This window comes from Reichenbachiella versicolor (genome assembly GCF_003171675.1).
Classification (GTDB): Bacteria; Bacteroidota; Bacteroidia; order Cytophagales; family Cyclobacteriaceae; genus Reichenbachiella; species Reichenbachiella versicolor.
Genome location: NZ_QFZQ01000002.1, coordinates 545,511 through 567,412, shown reverse-complemented (window position 1 = coordinate 567,412; position 21,902 = coordinate 545,511). Strand labels below are relative to the sequence as shown.

The window sequence follows — 21,902 nt, the reverse complement described above, 5'->3', positions numbered from 1 at the left end:
ATAGAATGTGCACTTAATAGAACAGAATACCCACACTAAGATCGGTAGTTTTTATTCTGCTTTAGCCCTTTTTTAGTCCTCTGACACAGATTTTATGATCATTGGGACAATAGTACAAGCGAAAATTAGCTCTCCTTGGTAAATTCATTTCAGCTAAAAAGAAGCAGATTCAGGCGATCAGAGGGACCGACGATAGCAGATGAGAATCACCTGATAAGAAGCGGATTTTGTATGGTGAGTTATAGGGCAATGATGCCATGAATAAATAAGATGAAAGTTATGAGATTACATCAACAACTCAGGATTGGTGTCAGATCCATTGTCAGATGGGCTGCACTGCTATGCATTCCGCTTTTAGCCGGATGGACGTTCAAGCACTTGGCACTAGTGCCAGATGGTACAGCAGGGCCAGAGCTGCAAAAGCAAACATGGCCGGCAGGAACTTTCTTAAGTCATTTTCCCGAAGGAGACCGTATCAATACCTATCATCGAAACTACCTGATGATTTCAGGACAAGCAGGAACAGGTATTTGGGATATTTCTAATCCTACAGATCCTACTCGGTTGAAGTTTAGCGAAAAAGCCAATAACGGACACAGGTGGTACAAGATAGGAGACCTGTTTTGGAGAGAGTATTCCGTTCCAGAAGTTTCGGGCACACCCTACCGATACCTTGACCTATCCAATATGCTCGATCACAAGCCCATCACTTCTTCAGATGTACTCTACACAGTCTTGGATGGCAACTATAGATATGACAAGCTGGAAACATTTCCACATACCATAGAGTCAGGTACCGTATACGACATGAGATCAGGGGCTACCTTGGGTGATATACCCGTTTCTATTGGTAAGCCAGATATCGTAGTTCGATTGGGCAACTATGTGTTTTTTGTACCACAGACAGGAGATCTGTCAGTCTTCGATCTAGGAGACCCGATGAATGTCAAGTTTCTAGGATCATTTGGATCTGATATACCACACGAACAGTATAGTACAGGGATACAACTATGGCGCAATTACCTCATTTATATGAGTGGCAATGCTGGAGATAATCTAGTCGCATTTGATATTAGTGATCCGTCCAATGTCACCCACGGCTTCAATATCTCATCAGACGATATTACGCTAGGGAGGTACATGATATTCCAAGACGAATTTGGCTTCACAGGCAGATTTGACCGAGGCGTAAAATACAATTTCGAAGAGATGCGCGTCGAGCAGGAATTTTTTCCACCTTCTACAGACGAGACCTTACAGCTATTGGACAATCAGTGGATGCCAATAGGAAATATAGTAGTAGCGAGTGGAGACGGGAAGACCTCCATTTTTTCACACCAAGACGGACTCGACCTGAAACCTCCGACAGTAGGATTTCACTTCCCAAAATCCGGAGATATCAATCAGCCAGTGACCACCACACTAGGTTTTGTGATCAATGAAGTGCTAGACGATCTTACACTTAATGATGCCAATATCCAAGTCAGTCCACTCGGCGGCAGCCCGATAGAAGCCGACGTTAGCTCTACTTCGTATCAAGTGATAAACTACGCACCTAGACAACCTCTACTACCCAATACTACCTATGAAGTGAAGTTTGTAGAAGGAGGAATCAAAGACGCTGTAGGAAATGGTATGGAAGAATACATCTACTATTTCACGACGGGAGGAGACAGCAGTAATCAGTCTCCAATCGTCAGCGGTATTACCAGCACCACATCGTTCCCAGCGCTAGTAGGAAATCAGTTGTCATTTAGTGCAAATGCTACAGATCCAGACGGCAACGCACTGAGCTATCGTTGGGACTTTGGAGACGGTTCGCCCAAGACTGCGTGGGGTGGAGCCTCGGTCAATCATACTTATCTACAAGACGGCAATTTTAAAATACAAGTACAAATATCTGACAACAATGGTGGGTTCTCAGTAGACACCAAATCAGTATCCATTGTCAATTCGATCCCAGTCGCTAAGCCTTCCCAATCCAGTCCAATAGCCATAGATGCAGCTAATCGAATTGTATGGGTAGTCAATCCAGACAACAACTCTGTGACCATGCTGGATGCAGATACGCATGCGAAGATTAAAGAAATTCCCGTAGCGCAAGACCCAGTAAGTGTAGCCATAGACGCAGAGGGCGAAGCATGGGTAGCTTGTCGAGATGCTGATCAGATCGATATTCTCAGTACCGCAGGCGTATTCGTCAAGTCAATACCACTCAGTCGTGGAGCATCACCGTACGGTGTAGTCTTTGATCACAATGGAGTAGAAGGATACCTGTCAGAGTTTGGTGCAGGGTTAGTTACCAAGCTAGACGGAAGTACCAATACGATTGGCTCCAGCCTGACGCTAGGAAATGGACCAAGAGCATTAGCACTTAGCGGAGATGGTACGCAGCTATTGGTCACGCAGCTGATATCTCCAGATAGTGGAGGAAATGTATGGGAAGTCAACACATCGAACTTCTCCCTCAAAGCGTCCATTACCTTGCCCATAGACGATACCACCATAGACAATGGCAATCAAGCACGAGGTATTCCCAACTACATTACAGGGGTATCTATTCATCCTTACAACAATACTGCGTGGACCGTGGGTAAAAAGGACAACATCCTCAGAGGACTGGCAAGGGACGGTCAAGCCATGACTTTTGACAACTCGGTGCGAACAGCGATTAGCAAGCTTGATCTGAATACAGCCACTGAAACGGTCACAGAGCGAATGGATATTGATAACCACGGCCAGCCATCGGCGGCAATGTTCACCCCGACAGGAAACTATCTGTTTGTAACCATGCAAGGTAATAATCACCTGATAGCCATTGATCCCAAGAAAGGATTGGAGCTATTTACCGAAGAGGTAGGTCTCGCACCACAGGGGCTAATCATTGACCCTGTGACTCAAAAGATTTTTGTAAAAAACTTCATGGATCGAACGGTCACCATATTCGATGCCCAAAGTATGCTAGAGACGGGTACGGTAGGTATATCCAAACTGGCTACAGTTTCCACTGTGGGTTCGGAACTCTTGACCAGTCAAGTACTCACAGGAAAACAAATTTTCTACAATGCCGCTGACCAACGAATGGGTACAGATGGATACATTAGCTGTGCCAGCTGTCACCTAGACGGAGCAGAAGACGGTCGAGTTTGGGATTTTACGGATAGAGGAGAAGGCTTGAGAAATACAATCAGCCTAAGAGGACGCGCCGGAACTGCACATGGTCGCGTACACTGGAGTGCTAATTTTGATGAAATTCAGGATTTTGAAAACGATATACGCTTTCACTTCAACGGATCAGGATTCCTTAGCAACGCCGACTTTATCGAAGGTACGACCTCATTGACGCTAGGAGACCCCAAGGCTGGTAAGTCCGTGGATCTGGATGCCCTCGCCGCCTATGTAGAATCCCTATCCGACTTTGACAAAAGTCCATATAAAAACAATGATGGCTCCATGACAGCCGCTGCACTATCAGGCAAGACACTATTTCAGACGCTGAACTGCAACAGTTGTCATTCAGGCGATGCCTTCACCGATAGTCCTACAGGTCGAGTACACGATGTAGGTACGATCACTAGCACGAGTGGTCTTCGTATGGGCAAAACTCTACCCGGTCTAGATGTACCTACACTCAAGAGTATCTGGAATACGCCACCGTATCTGCATGATGGTTCCGCAGCGACACTACTAGAAGTATTGACCTCTAGTAACGCCACCGAAGGACATAGCGACGCACAATCACTGACTCAAAGCCAATTAAACGACCTTGTGGCCTATCTCAGTCAACTGGATGGAGATGACCAAAGCGTCTCAAATGATTTTACGCTAGAAATGTCTTCGCCTGTCGATGGTACGAAGTTGACAAAATCAGCGCCTGTGGAATTGGCAGTGAATACCAGTATCACCGGAGTCACCAAGATTGAATACTTCATAGACAACGAATTGGTCTCTTCAGCTACTGCAGCTCCATTTACATCCACATGGGAGCCAGTGATTTGGAAGCAATACGGCCTTTCTGCCAAAGTGTACTATAACAATGGTAAGACCGCCTCAGTCACTCCAGAAATCAATGTTCAGTTCAAAGAAGCCATCGACGTCATGTTTATTGTAGGAGACAAAGACCTATCCAGAGATGACCAGCGAGTAAAAAGCCGAATGGAACAATTGTACGGGTTCAACATGCACGTGTGGGATGATGAAGATGCCAGTTCGCCAGCCAAAACTAACCCCTATGACCTTGTATTGGTCTCTGTGACAGTAGACCCACATGTACTAGGAAGTGACATAGAATCTTCCGTAGTACCGATCATGACTTGGGACCCTTACATATACAATAGAGTAAGATTGACAGCACCAGGAGGTACAGGAGACAATGGTTTTACTTCCGAAGGTTATCAGACAATAACCATCAACCAACCCACTCACCCAATGGCCGCAGGGTTGGGAGCTTCGGCCGAGCTGTACAGCATCGTTCAGAAGTTGCCGTATGGAGCCCCCAAAGAAGATGCCATCGTGATAGCCTCAGCAGGTACTCAGCCCATCATTTTTGGATATGAAAGCGGTTCATCTGCTGTCTCCAGACGAGTCGCCTTCCCACTGCGAGATCAGTTCATGCATTTGTTGACTGACGACGGCTGGAAGCTCTTCGATGCAGCGGTACTTTGGACACTTCATGGTGGAGACGCCCAAACCCCAATCGCTTCACGCGCAGATATCTATTTTGATTCGCCAGCTGACGGGGTATTGGTCAATACGCCATTTGACGTCAGTTTTGTGACGGAAAACTGGGACTTGTTTTCTGGTCTCTACAAGCTTCGATTCAGAATCGATGGGTCAGATCGAGGACTGATCACTTCCGAAGGTTCGTTCAGTACAGGGGCAGGTTTGAGTGAAGGAATTCATACCTTGACACTACAGATGGAGCGAAGTAACCACTTTCCGATGGATTTGACCGATACGCTCACTGTGATCGTCACTGATGATCCATTGCCGACTGGCCCGACTGTATCGTTCAAAAATCCATTTGACGGAAGTCTCCTTGGGCCAGATTTTGACATTGAATTTTCAACCTTTGATTGGGATATTCAGCCCGGAGGAAAACATGTGAAGTGCTATCTAGACGATGTCTTGCTCACCAGTGCCTTTGACTTCAGTCCAATACCAGTGACAGGTCAGGCAGATGGACAGCATGAGATCAAACTAGCGTTAGCAGATGCAAGCGGTACACTCACAGGGCCAGAAGCCTCGATTACCGTCACTGTAGATCAGGCAGTTGCCAATCTTCCAGATTCGCCATTCAAAGTAGAGTATTATAATAACTCTTCTTCTCCATTAGGTGCAGAGATAAAACCAGTCATTAGACTAGTCAATGATTCATCAGCCGCCATTCCATATAGTGATTTCGCAGTTCGGTATTGGTACACCCCAGAGCACTCGGGAGGGTTAAAATTCAACGCCGATTACTCTGCGATCTCAGGCGTGTCCGGTACATCAGGAGTGACTACCGATGGCGAGCATTATATAGAAATTGCTTTCGCTAATTCTGCCAGCCTTTCGGCGAATAGCAAATCAGGCTCCGTACAGATGCGGCTGCACCATGCTGGATATCAGTCTCAGGATCAGACCAACGACTTTTCATATGATAGAGGTAAGTCGTCATTCAAGCCGCACATCCAAACCACGCTCTACTATCAAGGGCAGTTGGTATGGGGGCTGGAACCTGGAAACTCAACGCCGGTCAACTTGAAGCCTCAGATAGTTATTTCTACCACCGCTTTGACAGGAGATGCACCGCTACAAGTGTCATTTGACGCAAGTCTATCTTCAGATCCAGACGGCACTATATCCAGCTATGCATGGGATTTTGGAGACGGAACTACCGCCAGCACCGCTCAGACCTCCAATAGCTACGATGTACCCGGTTCGTATCAAGTTGTGCTTACCGTCACTGACGATCAGGGAGCGACTACTACCAAAACCCTGACTGTCACGGCGACTGATCCCTTGGTCAATAACCTGCCAACGGCTAGAATCACGACATCTGTTACTACTGGTATCATACCACTAGATGTGTCCTTTGACGCATCCGCCTCTAGTGATCCAGACGGAGACGCGCTGACTTATACTTGGGACTTTGGAGACGGTACTTCGGGTACGGGAGCATTGGTCAATCATACTTATGACCTAGCAGGAATATACGATGTCATCTTGACCGTAGACGACGGTAATGGGGGAGTGGACACCGAGACAGTTCAGATACAGTCAAGCGATACACCGATCAATTCCAATCCTATCGCTGCATTTGTTCCATCCGTCACTGCCGGCACAGTGCCATTGACCGTGTCCTTTGATGCTAGTAGCAGTAGCGATCCAGACGGAGATGCTTTGACTTACGCTTGGGACTTTGGAGACAATACCACAGGTACAGGAGTCACCGTGTCTCATACCTTCACAACTCTTGGCTCATACACTGTAGTGCTGAACGTATCAGATGGCAACGGAGGAACAGACGCTATCACGATGGTCATCACAGCTGAGGACAATGTATCGCCAGGTGATTGCAATTTTGGGACGCCAATATCTACAGCGCTACCGTCTATACAAAACATCGCTTATAACCATATACATGTACTAGGCGCTGGAGGTCCTGACTTGTCCAATGTGACCAACTTTACGATCAATTGGAACCAAGCTAACAATGGTCTGCATCAGCTATCCATGTCTACCAACAATGGACAGCCTAGCTGGTGGAACAATTTAGCTGCTTCTGCCACACATACATTTGGAAGTTCTTCACCAGATATCACACTGTCAGGCACAGGGTTCGTGGGACTAGATGGAGCTTACTATGTCAATGTAGTTGGAGGTGATTTTGTGATGGTATCGAAGACAGGAGGGTTTACCCTCTACTTCACCAACAGCACCACAGCGCCATCTTGTAGTAGCAATGCCCGTCAAGTACAAATCGAACCTTTGAAGGATGAAAGTATCTTGATTTATCCATCGATCACCAGTCATCATCTATTCATCGAAGCCGAAGATCTTGAGCATGCCACTTACCAGCTATTTGATGCGACGGGTCACAAGTATAATGTAGCACTGCGAAGTGAAAACGGTAGACAGGTGATCAATGTAAACTCGCTGTCATCAGGAGTCTACTTCATCAGACTCAAGAGAGGGGAACAAGTACTTCTATTTCGCTTTATAAAAACTTAGTCTTAGTCAAAGGGCGAGAGCCCATTTATTTCATTCATTCATTTAGTTTACCTCACACCAGCTTCCATAGGGAAGTTGGTTGTGAGGTTTTTTTCATTTGCACTTTCACCGCTGAGTTTGATGCTCAGGTTTCATCTGAAAGTTCCCTGCAACTTGCAGCACCTTTTCAGAACCACCCGAAAGCTTCCTGCAGCCTGCAGGAGACTTTCAGATCCACCAGAATCCTTCCTGCAGCTTGCAGGGACCCGTCGGGAAGACCTGAAACCTTCCTGCAGCTCGCTAGAGCTCGTCGGGAAGACCTGAAAGCTTCTCACTGTTTGCAGCACACTTTCGGGAAGACCCGAAAGCCTCGTATTATGTGTATGAATGTTTCGGAGGGCCGTTTGAGTCTGTTTGAGGCGAAGTTTAACTGAGTTTGCTTTATTACTTAAACCTAAAAGTAGTTAAGTGTAATTCAGAAATGATTTAGTATCATTGTCCCTACTTAAAATAATAATTAACTAAAAAAGACCTTATATAATGGCAGACGGAGGAGATAGTGGAGACGGACACCGCATGTTTATCGATCGACAGAACAAAAACCAAAACCAACAAAATCAACCTACAACACCTAACCAACTGAATTTGCAAAATCAAATCGCACAGCAGTCAAATGCTTTACAGAGAAATATACCTAATTCGGCAGGTAATCCTTTGAAAGATATAATGTTAATGCAAAGGCAACCAGGATATGCTAAAGCAGCAGCAGATCCAGAGAATATCAAACGAGCTAGGTTTGGTTTAAATCAAACCAATACTCCACAAGACAAAGAAGTCTCAAAGAATACTAGATCTGTAAAGAAATTTAAGAGTGTCTGGGCAGCGGCTAGCCCAGTGAACCAAGAAGCCTCAGATAATGCTAATAGCCTTAGCCAGTCTGTCAAGAAAACCAACGAGGATGGAAAGAAAGAGGTATTATCACCATCGCCTCAGACGGAGCAAAAGGATTCTCAAAACGAATTGAAGCCTCAAGTAGCATCTGAAAAATTAACAGAAGGTGTAGATAAAGCGAATACTACAGAGGAGAAACCTATTCGAAGCATATTAGATAAATACTCAGATCTGCCTAGGCTCGCAAATACTCTAAAAAGAAATATCTCGAACAACCCACAGCTTATACACTCGATATTAGAAGTATCCGAACCTAGGGGTCGTACTAAAATAGTCGATTCACTGATGGAGCAGTTGTCAGATGCTGATCTTAAAAGAGCCGATAAAAATCTACTCAAAGAAATGAAATTGGTTCTTGAATCATCTTCAAGCTCCTCGGATAAGAACGTGGATAATTACTATGCTGAAAGGTTAGATAGGTTTATTCATGTTGATAAACTGAAGCAAGGGAATTCTCAACAGGAGGTTTATGAAGATATTAGCAATGATTCTAAAGGAGATATTAAAGGAATACCTTCGCTTATTGTAACCGAACCAAGGAAGTTTGATGGGAAAATGAGATCTCCAGATTTTATTAATAGTAAACTCAAGAACTTCTACAACGAAGTACTAAAAGAGAACTATATAATCAAAGGAAAAGACGGGATTCACAGATTTGATTCTCATAGAGCTAATAATGAATTAATCGATCTTTTTAATGTTGATAGACAAGCTGCTCTAGAACAATTCAAAGATTTAAAAAGTGAGGCAAATCAGGTTCTTAAAAAGTATGATACTTTACTTTTTAATGGCCAAGACCGAAAGGAAAAAGAAAAAAATGCTCAGAGGGAAGAGGCTTTTAAAATAGCTTTTCAAAAAGAGCAAAAGCTTCTTAAATATAAGCAAGATGCTAGAAAAGGTAAGGATGGTGCTATTCTTCAAATTGCTGGTGGCAGTTTAGGCGCTTTATTTTCTGCCGCAAGTATCTCTACATCTGCGAAATCATTTTTCACGGAGAACATGGTAGCTTTAGCTGGACTTGCTTTTAGCTTGGATCAAATATCAGGTGGCTACGAAACATTAGAAGCAATTGAGGAAGGTATTTTTCAAAGTGATAAAGAGTACAAGATCGTAAAAGGATTTCTCATTGAAAATCTAGGTGATGAAGCAGGACTTGTTTATGATATAACTGCTGTTGGTTTTTCATTATCTAGTATAAAAGAAAATATAACTGGGGAGAATTTAAATGAACTTGTAAGAGCTGGTTCATTAACGATTGATGCCATTAACGTCTACACAGCATTTTCAGATATAAAGAAGTAGATCTAAAAAACAACAAATAAAGAAAATCAATGACAAAATTTCACCCGAAAAATGCAACCCTTTTCTTCTATTTAGTATGTTTAATTAGCTTAAATATATTGACCATATACGTCTACAACATACGAGAACACACTATTGCTCAAAGTGTTGTTCTTTTTCTCATAATTAATTTAATCCTGTATTTAATTTTTAGTCGGGGGGATCATTATTTTATTGTATCGTCCGATAAACTTACAATAAAAAGCAGATTACGACCTTGGTTTAAGAAATCATTCCTTTTTTCAGAAGTAAAAAACCTTGAATGGAAAAGTAAACCAAAAGATGGAAATTTTATACGAATTGAATATGAAGACGGAGACACTAAAAGTTGGGGTACAAATATTAGTAAAGCACAGTTTGACGAATTGAAAAGTATTTTTCTTGCAAGTTAATTCTGTGAATTGAATCTCTGATGTGAAAAGAATGTATAATGAGCAAGCTGAAACCAATAAATAAAAAGCATGAAGAAGTTTACACCGTCCTTCGCGAGTTTACTGATAGAAATTATTATGCTTTTGGGATGCAATTTTTTGATAAACTATATTTTTCAACTTTCAGATCTAGGGTTATTAAATTCAATTTTAGCCTTTTCTATTTTAAATTTCTTTGTGTATTTACTATTAAGCGGTGGGGATCATTATTTTATGGTAATGTCTGATAGGCTTGTAATAAAAAGTAGACTAAGACCATGGGTCAATGACACAGTATTTTTTTCAGATATTAAAGAAGTTAGTTGGGCTAGTAAACTCAAAGTAGGTAATCTACTGTATGTCACGGAAAGAACATTAGGAAGAGTTAGCTGGGGAACAAATCTGTCAGGAAAACAACTTATAGAATTAGTAGGATACTTAAGTCAAAAAATAAAATCGTAGAAACTAATTTGAACTCGCAACCTCTGTTGTTTGAAGTCTTCCGAAGGGTGACTTCAAACTTAAAAATGCAACCCTAGTGTCTCCCGACACGGCCTGCTTATAAAAGCATCTCTATATCCAAAACCTCTTGTCGATTGACATAATTTTTTACACTTGAGCAAATTAATGCTCAGGTACATCAACTATCCTTGCTGCTATAGTTTTTTAAACAATGTTCTTGAAAGGTCGAATAAGCTTAATATCTCATTTATTAACACTTTAGTTTAGAGATAGCATTAGAAAGGCCGTGTCAGGAGACACTAGAACATCATCTTCAATTTTAAGTGCCGTTGCACTTACACTTAAAATAACGGGTTCTTAGTGTCTCCCGACAAGCCTATATAGCACTATATTGATGGTAGAATACCGAGAAAATGTAGTTCTACGGTTATTCAATCTTTCTGTCAACAGTAAAAGTTTGAAGTTCGTATATTTGAAGCATGGTAACGGTAATTAAAAAAGGAACACCAATTCACGAGCAGCTTAAAAAGCTAAATGAAGTTGTTTCAAAGGAAACTATAGGTATCACTGCATCCAAGTATAGTGGTGTACTGGTAAACAAAATCGATCCAATAAAATACCAATCAGAAACAAGAGATGATTGGAAATAAACTATTCGTTGACACGAATATTCTAATTTATTTGCTCAATGGAGATCCTGAAATCACTCAGATATTAGATGGTAAACAATTGGTTATTTCTGTAATTACAGAACTTGAACTTCTTGCAGTACCAAACATAACTGTTCAAGAAACTAAAACCATCGAAGAGCTCATAGGAGATTGTCAAGTTCTAAATATTAATTCTGGTGTTAAGAAACTAGCTGTTGAATTTCGAAAATCTCGTAAACTTAAATTGCCAGACGCTATCGTAGCTGCATCCTCATATTATAGTAAGTTACCTCTACTCACTGCTGATAAGGCATTTGGCAAAATTGAAGAACTAGATGTGGTAATCTACTCTACAGAATAGAAAGATGATAACACATATGCTGCTCATCCTTTGATTGTATAATTTATTGATTAAAAGTAACACACTTGAAATTATCAATGAGGTCTTAGTGTCTCCCGACGTGACCTGTATAGCACTATCTTGTTGATAGAATACTGAGAAAATGGGGTTCTAAGGTTATTCTATCTATTGGTTTGAAGTCAAACTTCTTAAGATATTAAATAAGCAGAGAACAAGGTTGGCTGTGAAGGTCGTATCCGTTACTTTCGCGCCTTTAAAAACTGTAGAGGAACACCTTATACAGAGACATTAGATTCGAATAACCATGAAAAAGCTTTTTACCTTAGCCTCCATAATCTTAATGAACCTATCTCTAATTGCTCAAGATTCCATCAGAATTGTTCAGCCCATACAGGAATTCGGTATTTCCTTTCAATCACCTGACAAATTAGGGATTCTATATAGGTTTGGAAACAGACAAGTAGTGACTGAGTTAGGGGTAAATATGTATTCACAAAAAGAATTAGATGAAGATACAGAACTGGAAAATACTAATTCAAACTTAGGATTCAATCTGGGCTTAGAAGGTAGACACGAATTGGCTCCCAATTTTGAGTTTAGATTTGGTGCAGGTTTTAGTTACGATGTAGATAAACAGACCCAATCTTTAAGTAAAAACTTAGACTCCGCTATTGTTAAAAAAGATTATGGAGTCGAATTTAAATTTGGTTTCAATTATTTGGTCAATAAGAACCTTGTACTTGGTGCTGCTGTACTTCCTTTTATTACTAAAACTGAGTTAGAAGTTAGGGAAACATCCACAACAGAGATTGAGACGAGAACCTATCCCTTCACTAGTTCAGAACGAACTACTACGAGTACAAATATTAGTAGTAGTCAGTATGGGTGGAGACCAAACCTCATTAAACTTACCTTGGTCTATAGATTATCAGGTAAAACCAAGCAAAAGATGCCTGTGAGCAGACCAAGTCCTGAAAGAAGAACAGGTCCTCTAAGGGCTAGGTAAGTATGTTCAGAGTAAGGGCTGGCGTATCTTGATTTTCAGGGTTAGTACTAGATTAGCTGTTTTGCCATGTGAGGTAATTAGGAAACCATCACGAACCTAAACTCAATGAATCTCACTTTGTCTATAAAAATCGGATCATTTAGTTTAGCTACGTCACGATTTTCCACGCTAGAGAAACTGTATTACCAGTTCCTACGTGTAAGTGACATTCAATATAACTAGCTACTAAATACAACATATGAGCCATAATATAGATCCAGAGCAAGGCATGCCTTCCTTCATCAATCCATCTAGAAACCTAAACAATGAAGAAAAAGAAGCAGCCTACAAACAGTCAATAGCTGAAATCAATGCGGTGCTGGATGGAGAAAATAATATGATTGTGAAAATGGCAACCATCAATTGTATTTTGAAATCTCATATTCCTTATGCCTATTGGATTGGTTTCTACTGCTTAAACGATGAGAGGCTCACCGTAGGGCCATATCAAGGTACGTTAGGATGCATACATATAGAAATAGGTAAAGGCGTTTGCGGTGCTGTAGCAGCTGACAAACAAACAAAAATCGTAAAGGACGTACATCAGTTAGTAGAAGGAGAAGAGCACATCACTTGTGACCCAAACTCTCATTCGGAGATTGTCGTGCCAGTATTTGACAAGGAAAACAAACTGATTGCGGTGTTTGATGTAGATAGTTCTGTGAAAGAATCATTTGATAATACCGACCAAGTGTATCTCGAACAAATCATGAAAGACCAGTTTGAAGTAGATCATTTAGAGAGACAATTCAAGGGTTAAAAAGTGTCTTTTTAATCATTTTATGTTTACGAGCGCAATAGAGAACCAATAATTGTCAAAGAGAGGAGTGATTATGATTTTATTGAATATGATCAAGCGAGGCTTTAAAAGGAATCTTCTTTCTTATTCGTATTACCTTTGATGAGGTTAAGTGACAATCAAACTTTTGAGTTTGGATTGTATCAGTCGCCCTATCAGCATTACATATATACTATACAGGTACTCCTCACATGTTAGTGATCAGCAAATGAATACTCATCCATTAAAAATACATATAGACGAAATAGTTCCTCTCACTGATGAGGAATTTGAATATGTACTTACGCACTTTTCGACGGTAAAAAAGAGGAAGTATCAATTCGTGGTACAAGAGGGGGAAAAGATCGACAAGGAGTTTTGGGTCATAAAAGGGTGTTTAAAAGCTTACTTTTTTGATGATAATGGCAAAGAACATATTCTACAGTTTGCTATGGAAAATTGGTGGGTGACGGATTATGATGCATTTACTAATATTGAGAAAGCAAAGATTTCGGTGGATTGTTTAGAAGATTGTGAGCTACTTTATATCACCCATGAAAATCGTGAAAAGCTTTCAAAAGAGATGCATAAAATGGAACGTTTTTGGAGTAAAAAAACCAAAGCAGGTTACATAGCACTTCAAAATAGGATCTTATCCCTTCTGAAAAATACTGCTCAAGAGAGGTATGATGAACTTTTTGAGCAGTACCCTCAACTTTTTCAACGAGTATCCAAAAAACTAATTGCTTCTTATCTAGGTGTCTCTAGAGAGACACTTAGTCGATTTCAAGACTAAATTCCAGAGTGAGGTACCTCACTTTCAATTCGTGATTTGCCTCCTGTGAGGTTCTACTTTCGGTCATCAACTTTGTCATATATAAAAAACATAAAGTTATGCCTTATATCAATATTAAGGTCACTGATGAAAATGTGACCAAAGATCAAAAAAGGAAGCTAATTGAAGGAACCACCCAATTGATGGTTGACATTCTCAATAAGAATCCTGAAACTACCCATGTTGTCATCGATGAAGTGTCTATAGATAACTGGGGGGTTAATGCTCAAATGTATTCTGATATTAAAAGTCAAAGTTGAAATGGAAAACAAGACAGCGATTATAACAGGTGCCTCTACCGGAATTGGCAAGTCTATTGCCAAATATTTCTTAGAAAAAGGACTAAACTTAGTACTGAACTCTAGCTCTCAATCTAAGCTTGAGGAAGCCTATGATGAGATGGGAGCTCCAATAAACGTCCACCTTGTCGCAGGAGATATTTCTGATAAAGAAGTGGGTCAAAAGTTAGTAGAGACTATAGTCAGTAAATATGGAAGTATTGACGTCTTAGTAAATAATGCAGGAGTTTTTCAACCCAAACCCTTTTTGGATGTGACAGAATTAGATTTAGATCGTTTTTTAGACATCAATCTAAAAGGAACGTATTTTACTTCGCAAGCAGTCATTAAGAAAATGCTTGGCCAAGAGGAAGGAGGAGCTATTATTAACATAGGAACAGTACTAGTAGATCATGCCATAGCAGGGTTTCCTTCTTCTGCCCCATTGACTAGTAAGGGAGCTATTCATACACTTACTAGGCAATTGGCAGCTGAATTTGGTCAAAATAATATTAGAGTAAATACTATCGCTCCAGGTATTATTAGAAGTCCATTACAAGGGAAAATGGGAGTTGAAGATGCAGATAGTCTAGCTGGTCTTCATCTTTTGGATCGTATAGGAGAACCTCATGAAGTAGCAGAAGCCGCATATTACTTGGCTAGTTCAAAGTTTGTCACAGGAGAGACTTTAAACGTAGCTGGAGGTCATACAATAGGTCATAAAATTTAAACTGAAGAGATATGTATAACATAAAGATGGATAAAATCACGAAAGTGATTGACAATTACTTTGAAGGTGTCTATACTGGAAATATTGGAAAACTTAAGTCTAGTTTTCACCCCAATACCTTCCTCTATGGAGATATAAAAGGAAATGAGTACATTAAATCTCTGGATGATTATCTCGAAGGTGTTCAGAATAGGAAAAGTCCTAAAGAGCTAAACGAGATAGACAAGATGGAAATCATTTCAGTAGAAATATTGGGGAATACAGCACTAGCCAAAGTTCACCTTCCAATGTTAGGTTTCAACTACTATGATTTCTTGTCATTAGTAGTAATTGAGGGTGAATGGAAAATTGTAAATAAGGTTTTTACTCATGTGGAATAAGACTAAGGCTACACAGTTATTAAATATTAAGTACCCAATAATTCAAGGACCATTTGGCGGAAGTTTTTCTTCCGTCAAATTGCTCTCCACGGTATCTAATTTAGGAGGGTTAGGGTCATTTGGTTTAAACTCCTTTTCGCATGAGCAAATCTTAGAAATAGGCTCTGCTATTAAAAAAGCAACTTCAAAACCATATAACCTTAACCTTTGGGTGCCACTTAAGAGTGATCCTGTTCATCGTTTTAAAGAACAGGATTACAATGCATGGAAAGATACTTATGATCCGATTTTTAGGGAAGTTGATCTTTCTATTCCAGCAGCTATGCCTAAAAACGAATTAAACTTTGAAGATCAACTTGAAGCTGTTCTGAAGTTAAGACCACCAGTAGTAAGCTTTATATTTGGTATCCCTCCATTAGAAGCTATAAAAGAATTAAAAAAGAATGGGACAACTATCATTGCCGCTGCTACTACTATAGAAGAAGCTCTTCTTTTAAATGATACCGAAGTAGATATAATGATCGCTACAGGAAAGGAAGCTGGAGGGCATAGACCTTCCTTCTTAAATGCAGCAGAAAATTCGTTACAATCTACTGAGGACCTGTTGAAACTTATTCTTGCAAAACTTGATAAACCCATCATAGCTGCTGGTGGAATTTCTAATGGTGAGATTGCGTGGAAATATCTAGAAATGGGGGCTGGAGCTGTTCAACTAGGTACTGCTTTTTTGGCAACACATGAATCCGGTGCTACATTGGAGCATAAAGAACTATTGCTATCAAAGAACTCTTATAGTACAGAGTTATCAAAAATATTTACTGGTAGATTGGCTAGAACAATTACTAACTCCTTCAGCATTGATAGTTTAGAAAAACTAATCCATGCTCCTTATCCACTTCAAAGTAAATTGTTAAGCCCACTAATGAAAAAATATAAGGAAAATGGATGGGGTGAAAAATTAGCTTTTTGGGCAGGTGAACCATCAGCTATTTTAACTAAACGTTCTACAGAATCATTATTTGAAAGTCTCATTCAAGAGATTGAATTATTAGCACTCAAGAAAAAAGGTGCATAAGAGTTAGGGATTAGTAATTGATGTTCTATTCAAGCTTAATCAATTTATTGAAGATGCTTGGCTACTAAAAGATACTTCGTTGGACAGTCTTTCAACTTTATCTACTGATAGTATTAGAGTGCATCAAATTTTTCCTTCTTGGAGAGTTCTCCAGTACAAACCTCATACGTTTTATTTGTCCTTGGGTAAATGTATTCATGCACTCATCTTTCAATAAATTCATGTAGTTTTTAACAGGAGCAGGTTCTCCGATACAGGATAGAGGTATTTCATCACATTCAAATATTGGCCCAGTAACCGGAGAAGTATCTTCAACAAAATCATCAAAATCCATGCAGTGCTCACTTTCTTCTTTACCCCAGATGTGAAGTAGTCCAAGGAAGTGTCCCATTTCGTGGGTAAGTGTCCTGCCTAAATTTGCTTCCGTATCGATGGTAGATTTACCAAAGTGGTGAGTGTTTATCATGATCCCATCACTATTTACTTGTATCTCTTCTCTCAATCCATCCAGATCTGCTGTAGGTAATGTAGCGTAGCCTAGGTTTTCTTTCGGCCGGAAACCTCCATACACCCATATGTTAATGTAATTTTCTGGATCCCAATACCCTAACTTATAGAGCCAATTAGCTTGAATATCATCGGTATTATTAGGTTTGTTTTTTAGAAAGTTAATGCGAGTGATACCAGTGGTAGGATTTCCATCAGGATCTGATTCTGCCAGTTTAAACTGAATATAGGAATCATCACTTAGTGCAGAATTGTTTTCTCCAAGTGTTCCTGTTTTTCTTCTAAAATCATTGTTTAGGGATTCTATCTGTTCTTTGATTCTATCCTCTGATATGTTAATACTATCGCCTATGGCTTGACCAGAGTGAATCACATGAACGACTACGGGAAGTGTGTATAGTTTGGGCTCATTGGGATCAAATGTTTCATCTTCATCTTTACTACATGAAAACAGTAAGATAAATACAGCCAGTGATAAATACTTTTCCATTTGATTTAATAGGTATTCAATGAATGTTAACGGCTAAGCTAGTATTTATTTTTAGTGTTAGCCGTATCAAACAAAATGTATAATACTATTTATCGTTAAACTTCGATTTCATAGAAATGGAGATGTTTTTTATCAAAAGCTTTGGGTCGATAAATGATATCCGTGTAAATAGCGAAGGGGACTTTATTAAGCCCCCTTCCTCAAATTATAATCTGTATAATAATATTATGCCATTTCTAATTCTTTCTCCATTTCATCGTTTTTCTTATTTCTACTCTTAATTATCGGAACCTCTAAATCAGCGATCAAAGAATCTAGTCTACTATTTAGATCGGCTATTCCCTGCGTCCCATCAGACTCTAGATCATTCAGCTTTTCTGAGACTTTGATTAACTCGTTCAATCCTTTGTTTCGAGCATTTTCATTACTCATGATCACTTTGTTTTTGATTTCCTTGGAGTTTTTTTCCTGTTGAAGGTTTATACAATATTGTTCTGCATTTTTTAACTCTGACAGCCAGGTCGACAATTGTACAGATTCAATTTCATTTTGAACTTGTTCCATCTCAATAAATAGTTCCTTCAATTCTACTGACTCCTTTGCACAATTATATTTAACTAACCGTCGATCAAACCTTTCAACATAAGCCATGATTTTCAAACAAGCTTTTCTATGTTTATCATTCTGTCTAAGAGTACCTGCTTCAATTACTCCATAAAATGCTTTAAAAGCAAGATTACGAGTTTTTTCAGCTTTGAGTATTAGTTCTGTCTTAGCGTTATGATTTGAATTTCTGTTAGCTTCTTGAATAGCAACCATAGCTATGGTTAACCTTCCAAACAAAGCTTTGACCAAAGGCTGAATAGCAATTAATGGCCTTAAGGCATTTGAAAATCCTTTGATTAATGTTTCTACTTCATTAGTAGCGTAGTGGGTTTTTACGATTGGTCTGATTGGCATAGTAAAAAGTTTAATTGTTAAATATTCAATTAATCTTTTCTCACATGCTGTTACTTAAATCTAATCATTATTTTTCATTCATTATTAACGGTATTAAGTTTTTATTTCAAGTTAGAGTTAGTTTTAATCTAACTGGGGTGTTCAATTGGTAGATCAAACTTAGTAATTAGGAGGGTGCGATGTTTCTTTTTCGATAGATGAGTTGTTCCTTTACTTGATGTGGTGTTGTTAGATTAGTTATGTATTAACAAAGGTTAATACTTTGAGGTAAAAGCAAAAGAATACTGATTAGTCTAGATGCGATAAGTGACTATGGTATATGTCCTTCCAATAAGTATTCTTGGGTCGCTGGACTTAGTAATAATTGGTGTTCTGGGATAGAAATAGATTTTATGATGTTATAAACTTTTTCATTAGTAGGAGTAGGTATTCCAAGCATTTTACCCAGTCTTACTACTACACCATTTTGATATTCAAGTTCCGAGTGTTTTTTGTTGAGAATATCTCTTGAAAGAGAAGAAGAGGCTTTTTCAGGTATATGATCAATAATGGATAAGGATTTACGCACTATGTCATTGCCCAAATAGATTCCTTTTGAGTTGGCTAATTTGTTTATTTCCATAAAAATCTCAATCATGATTCTACGTGAGTTTCGCTCAATCCTAAGATGTCCAAAGTCTTTATGAGTGATTGCTCCTAAAGCACTAGTACAAACAAGCATGAACTTTCTCCAAATATCCGCTTCTATATCTTTAGATAATTTAGAGTTTATGTTAGAAGTATCGAACACTTTCTTAATATCCATTGTTCTTTTACTTATTGTCTTGTTGAATTCTCCAAAAGTGAGTAATGGTTTCTCACTGAGGCATTGGATAACTCCATTTTTTAGTTTTTGACAGAATATTAAGCATTGACCTCCAAGAATTTGTTCTTCAGGAATAGATGAGGCTAAATCTTCCATTGTATGTATACCATTTCCTAAAGGAAGTATTGTTGCGTGTTTATGTAAATGAGCAGAGATAGAAGATGCTACATTTCGAACTTGCCAAGACTTTGTTGTTATGAGTATCAGTTCGCAGTCATTGATTCGTGACATGTCATCAGTAGCAATAGGAGAGAAGTGAATCAATTTGTCACTCGGCAGTTGTAACTTGATTCCAAATTGTTGGATTTGAGATAGAGTCTTACCTCTTGAGATAAAAGTGACATCGTTTCCCGCAAGTCCAAGTTTGACTCCGTAATAACTTCCAATGGCTCCCGTTCCAATAACTGCTATTTTCATATCGTCAGTGGTTTTAGTAAAAACTTTTCTATCTCATGTATTTAAGATACGTACAAGACGATTAGATAGGAAAAAATTTCGATTAGTGGATGGATTGTAACGATCGTTCGAATTTTTTTTTGGAATTATTTTTAAGTATTTATTAATCAAAGTTTTATGATTGGTTTTGATTAATAAGTTGATTTAATGAGTCTCAATAATCAATAAAAAAAGATGGAGTTGTTAGAAATAAAGATGAATCTATATCTTGTGTGTTTTAAATAATGATCTATCTTCGCACTCCAATTCAGAAACAGAGATACAAAAAAATTGGACAAATCAGAAAAAGTTCTGATATCGTATACAGAGTAATGAACTGAATTTAATTACGGTAAAAATTATATCGCGGGATGGAGCAGTTGGTAGCTCGTCGGGCTCATAACCCGAAGGTCGCAGGTTCGAGTCCTGCTCCCGCTACTAAAATGTGAAAAGGTCGGTACGAGCGTACTGACCTTTTTTTGTATTAGAATGCGAACAATTCTATTAGTATTTCAATGATATCATGAATCAATCTGTTTTCTGCGGGATTGTGGATTTCAGGCAAAAAGTTTTAATAATCTGAGGAGGAAGATTTCTGTGTTTATTGCTCCTCTGCAAGCTTCTGTTAATGGATTGTAATAGTATCTAAACAAGAAAGCTAGGTGTGAAAAAAATATGTATAAAAGAGGCCGTCAAAAGAACAGCCTCTTTTTTGACAAAATAAAGTGGAGCCGGAGAGAATCGAACTCTCGTCCAGATAAGGCAATACTGAACCTTCTACATGCTTAGTTGTAAATTAGGATCTCGCAAGAGGACTGGCCTACAACAACCTATCTTTCTCGCCAGTTGCGCAGTATTCGCATTAGGTTAGCAACATCACCCTCAGCTAGATTTACTAAATGACACCCCTTTATCCTATTCGCAAATCAAAAACGTGGAGGGATGTGTCTGTCCCGAATCTTATTCGTGGATTAATAATCTAAGCTATCAGCTTGGATTAAGCAGCCATGGCGTAAGAATTTTCGCCAACTAAAGTTTGAATACATTTATCACAGATGCGTACTCACCACCTGACATGCTAGCGCAATATGGACACTTACTGTCAATACCGGTCGGCCCCATTTTCAAAGAACAGTGCGCGAAGTTAATGAAATAACTGAATTTACTTAACTAAGGTTTGAATCAAATATGATGCCTTTTTATCATCCAGTAAAACTTTTAGAAGTATACTGGACACAATCCATCTTTCTTATGAATTTTTAATTTAATCCTATAATTCAAGAAGAATTCATGTGAGCCTGCTGTTCTCAATTCATTAGTAGGAATATCGTATGCATACCCAAATCGGAAGTTCTCATTTAGCACTAATTGGGTCATTACAGAGAAGGAGTCTTGATATCGATAAGATAGTCCCCCGTATATCACTTCAGCGAAAATAAGATTAACATTTAGGTCGAATGAGGCAGGTGTTCTATCCTGAAGTCTAATCAAGACTGAAGGACTTACTTTGACATTTCTATTAATATCTTTTACAAAACCTCCGTTCACATAGTAAAACCTAGATTGTCGTCCTTCAGATGAAATATCCTTCACTTCTGCATCGAAAATTTTTGGTGTTAGTATATAAGGTACTGAAGCACCAATGAAATAATCTCTATTAGCGAAATATAAACCAGTACCGAAATTTGGACTATACCTGTTTACAGACACTGAGTAATTGTCAGAAGGGTCAAACCAATTGAGTTGGTCAAAGTCAGAAGCTCTATGATCAAAACCTCCTTGCAAACCCATTGCTAATATTCCAACACGAGTTCTAATTTTATAAGCAAACGCACCATAGACATTATATTGTTCATGAACACCTACTGCATCTCTAGATACATTTAAACCTACACCAATTTGATTTTCTCTAAAAGCATTGTGTGCCGTTAAGTTTTGCGAAATCGGAGCTCCATCAACATTCAACCATTGATTCCTATTGGTAAAAGACACCGAAAATACATTCAAACTACCTGCATATGCAGGGTTTATTTGAAGGCCATTATACACATATGTTGAAAAAACTGGTCTTCCTTGTCCCAATGCTACTAAGCATAGAAACAAGGAAGTTGCCAATAACAGTACACCTTTTTTATTCATTTATCCCTTAATCAAG

Annotated in this window: 16 protein-coding genes, 1 tRNA gene and 1 other RNA gene; 13 read left to right on the top strand and 5 right to left on the bottom strand. The window is 39.1% G+C overall.

Annotated elements, in window-relative coordinates; translation table 11 throughout:
- Positions 1–279 precede the first annotated feature (279 nt).
- The 12 genes from DKG80_RS07170 to DKG80_RS07115 all read left to right on the top strand — a co-directional run bounded on the left by DKG80_RS07170 (position 280) and on the right by DKG80_RS07115 (position 16,490).
- Positions 280–7,215, top strand: coding sequence for a PKD domain-containing protein (locus DKG80_RS07170; protein WP_162555741.1), 6,936 nt, complete (start codon positions 280–282; stop codon positions 7,213–7,215).
- 519 nt (positions 7,216–7,734) lie between these two features.
- Positions 7,735–9,447, top strand: coding sequence for a hypothetical protein (locus DKG80_RS21105; protein WP_162555740.1), 1,713 nt, complete (start codon positions 7,735–7,737; stop codon positions 9,445–9,447).
- Positions 9,448–10,136: 689 nt separating this feature from the next.
- On the top strand, positions 10,137–10,358 hold the full coding sequence (locus DKG80_RS21100; protein ID WP_162555739.1) for a hypothetical protein: 222 nt from the start codon (positions 10,137–10,139) through the stop codon (positions 10,356–10,358).
- Positions 10,359–10,837: 479 nt separating this feature from the next.
- Entirely contained in the window at positions 10,838–11,008 is a 171-nt protein-coding gene (locus DKG80_RS21095) for a hypothetical protein (protein ID WP_162555738.1), read from the top strand.
- Positions 10,995–11,369, top strand: a complete 375-nt coding sequence (locus DKG80_RS07150) for a type II toxin-antitoxin system VapC family toxin (RefSeq protein ID WP_109830628.1) — start codon at positions 10,995–10,997, stop codon at positions 11,367–11,369. Before DKG80_RS21095 ends, DKG80_RS07150 begins: the two co-directional genes overlap by 14 nt.
- 304 nt (positions 11,370–11,673) lie before the next feature.
- Positions 11,674–12,375 carry a porin family protein gene (locus DKG80_RS07145; RefSeq protein ID WP_162555737.1) on the top strand — a complete coding sequence of 234 codons (702 nt, stop codon included), beginning with the start codon at positions 11,674–11,676 and terminating at the stop codon, positions 12,373–12,375.
- A 238-nt stretch (positions 12,376–12,613) separates the two neighbouring features.
- Positions 12,614–13,174, top strand: coding sequence for a GAF domain-containing protein (locus DKG80_RS07140; RefSeq protein WP_221409066.1), 561 nt, complete (start codon positions 12,614–12,616; stop codon positions 13,172–13,174).
- A 247-nt stretch (positions 13,175–13,421) separates the two neighbouring features.
- Positions 13,422–13,988 carry a Crp/Fnr family transcriptional regulator gene (locus DKG80_RS07135; protein ID WP_109830626.1) on the top strand — a complete coding sequence of 189 codons (567 nt, stop codon included), beginning with the start codon at positions 13,422–13,424 and terminating at the stop codon, positions 13,986–13,988.
- A gap of 98 nt (positions 13,989–14,086) precedes the next feature.
- On the top strand, positions 14,087–14,287 hold the full coding sequence (locus DKG80_RS07130) for a tautomerase family protein (RefSeq protein ID WP_109830625.1): 201 nt from the start codon (positions 14,087–14,089) through the stop codon (positions 14,285–14,287).
- A 1-nt stretch (position 14,288) separates the two neighbouring features.
- The gene (locus tag DKG80_RS07125) at positions 14,289–15,035 is read left to right on the top strand and encodes an SDR family NAD(P)-dependent oxidoreductase (RefSeq protein ID WP_109830624.1); all 747 of its coding nucleotides are present in this window, start codon (positions 14,289–14,291) and stop codon (positions 15,033–15,035) included.
- 11 nt (positions 15,036–15,046) lie between these two features.
- A complete protein-coding gene (locus DKG80_RS07120) occupies positions 15,047–15,415 on the top strand; it encodes a nuclear transport factor 2 family protein (RefSeq protein ID WP_109830623.1) in 369 nt (122 codons plus the stop codon).
- The gene (locus DKG80_RS07115; RefSeq protein ID WP_109830622.1) at positions 15,405–16,490 is read left to right on the top strand and encodes an NAD(P)H-dependent flavin oxidoreductase; all 1,086 of its coding nucleotides are present in this window, start codon (positions 15,405–15,407) and stop codon (positions 16,488–16,490) included. Before DKG80_RS07120 ends, DKG80_RS07115 begins: the two co-directional genes overlap by 11 nt.
- A 97-nt stretch (positions 16,491–16,587) precedes the next feature.
- Here the strand turns inward: DKG80_RS07115 and DKG80_RS07110 are convergent, their stop codons facing one another.
- The 3 genes from DKG80_RS07110 to DKG80_RS07100 form a co-directional block, all read right to left on the bottom strand.
- Positions 16,588–17,487, bottom strand: a complete 900-nt coding sequence (locus DKG80_RS07110; protein WP_109830621.1) for a M43 family zinc metalloprotease — start codon at positions 17,485–17,487, stop codon at positions 16,588–16,590.
- Positions 17,488–17,712: 225 nt separating this feature from the next.
- On the bottom strand, positions 17,713–18,447 hold the full coding sequence (locus DKG80_RS07105; protein WP_109830620.1) for a DUF6261 family protein: 735 nt from the start codon (positions 18,445–18,447) through the stop codon (positions 17,713–17,715).
- A 310-nt stretch (positions 18,448–18,757) separates the two neighbouring features.
- A complete protein-coding gene (locus DKG80_RS07100) occupies positions 18,758–19,729 on the bottom strand; it encodes a ketopantoate reductase family protein (RefSeq protein ID WP_109830619.1) in 972 nt (323 codons plus the stop codon).
- Positions 19,730–20,112: 383 nt separating this feature from the next.
- Between DKG80_RS07100 and DKG80_RS07095 the strand changes: the two genes are divergently transcribed.
- A tRNA-Met gene (locus tag DKG80_RS07095) sits at positions 20,113–20,185 on the top strand.
- A 285-nt stretch (positions 20,186–20,470) separates the two neighbouring features.
- Here the strand turns inward: DKG80_RS07095 and ssrA are convergent.
- Positions 20,471–20,867: a transfer-messenger RNA gene (ssrA, locus tag DKG80_RS07090) on the bottom strand.
- A gap of 98 nt (positions 20,868–20,965) precedes the next feature.
- Entirely contained in the window at positions 20,966–21,886 is a 921-nt protein-coding gene (locus DKG80_RS07085; protein ID WP_109830618.1) for a PorP/SprF family type IX secretion system membrane protein, read from the bottom strand.
- Between the last annotated feature and the right edge of the window lie 16 nt (positions 21,887–21,902).

Excerpts from the sequence above, each read along its gene's own strand:
- DKG80_RS07170 (WP_162555741.1), top strand. The coding sequence starts at position 280 with ATGAGATTACATCAACAACTCAGGATTGGTGTCAGATCCATTGTCAGA.
- DKG80_RS21105 (WP_162555740.1), top strand. The coding sequence starts at position 7,735 with ATGGCAGACGGAGGAGATAGTGGAGACGGACACCGCATGTTTATCGAT.
- DKG80_RS21100 (WP_162555739.1), top strand. The coding sequence starts at position 10,137 with ATGTCTGATAGGCTTGTAATAAAAAGTAGACTAAGACCATGGGTCAAT.
- DKG80_RS21095 (WP_162555738.1), top strand. The coding sequence starts at position 10,838 with ATGGTAACGGTAATTAAAAAAGGAACACCAATTCACGAGCAGCTTAAA.
- DKG80_RS07150 (WP_109830628.1), top strand. The coding sequence starts at position 10,995 with ATGATTGGAAATAAACTATTCGTTGACACGAATATTCTAATTTATTTG.
- DKG80_RS07145 (WP_162555737.1), top strand. The coding sequence starts at position 11,674 with ATGAAAAAGCTTTTTACCTTAGCCTCCATAATCTTAATGAACCTATCT.
- DKG80_RS07140 (WP_221409066.1), top strand. The coding sequence starts at position 12,614 with ATGAGCCATAATATAGATCCAGAGCAAGGCATGCCTTCCTTCATCAAT.
- DKG80_RS07135 (WP_109830626.1), top strand. The coding sequence starts at position 13,422 with ATGAATACTCATCCATTAAAAATACATATAGACGAAATAGTTCCTCTC.
- DKG80_RS07130 (WP_109830625.1), top strand. The coding sequence starts at position 14,087 with ATGCCTTATATCAATATTAAGGTCACTGATGAAAATGTGACCAAAGAT.
- DKG80_RS07125 (WP_109830624.1), top strand. The coding sequence starts at position 14,289 with ATGGAAAACAAGACAGCGATTATAACAGGTGCCTCTACCGGAATTGGC.
- DKG80_RS07120 (WP_109830623.1), top strand. The coding sequence starts at position 15,047 with ATGTATAACATAAAGATGGATAAAATCACGAAAGTGATTGACAATTAC.
- DKG80_RS07115 (WP_109830622.1), top strand. The coding sequence starts at position 15,405 with ATGTGGAATAAGACTAAGGCTACACAGTTATTAAATATTAAGTACCCA.
- DKG80_RS07110 (WP_109830621.1), bottom strand. The coding sequence starts at position 17,487 with ATGGAAAAGTATTTATCACTGGCTGTATTTATCTTACTGTTTTCATGT.
- DKG80_RS07105 (WP_109830620.1), bottom strand. The coding sequence starts at position 18,447 with ATGCCAATCAGACCAATCGTAAAAACCCACTACGCTACTAATGAAGTA.
- DKG80_RS07100 (WP_109830619.1), bottom strand. The coding sequence starts at position 19,729 with ATGAAAATAGCAGTTATTGGAACGGGAGCCATTGGAAGTTATTACGGA.
- DKG80_RS07085 (WP_109830618.1), bottom strand. The coding sequence starts at position 21,886 with ATGAATAAAAAAGGTGTACTGTTATTGGCAACTTCCTTGTTTCTATGC.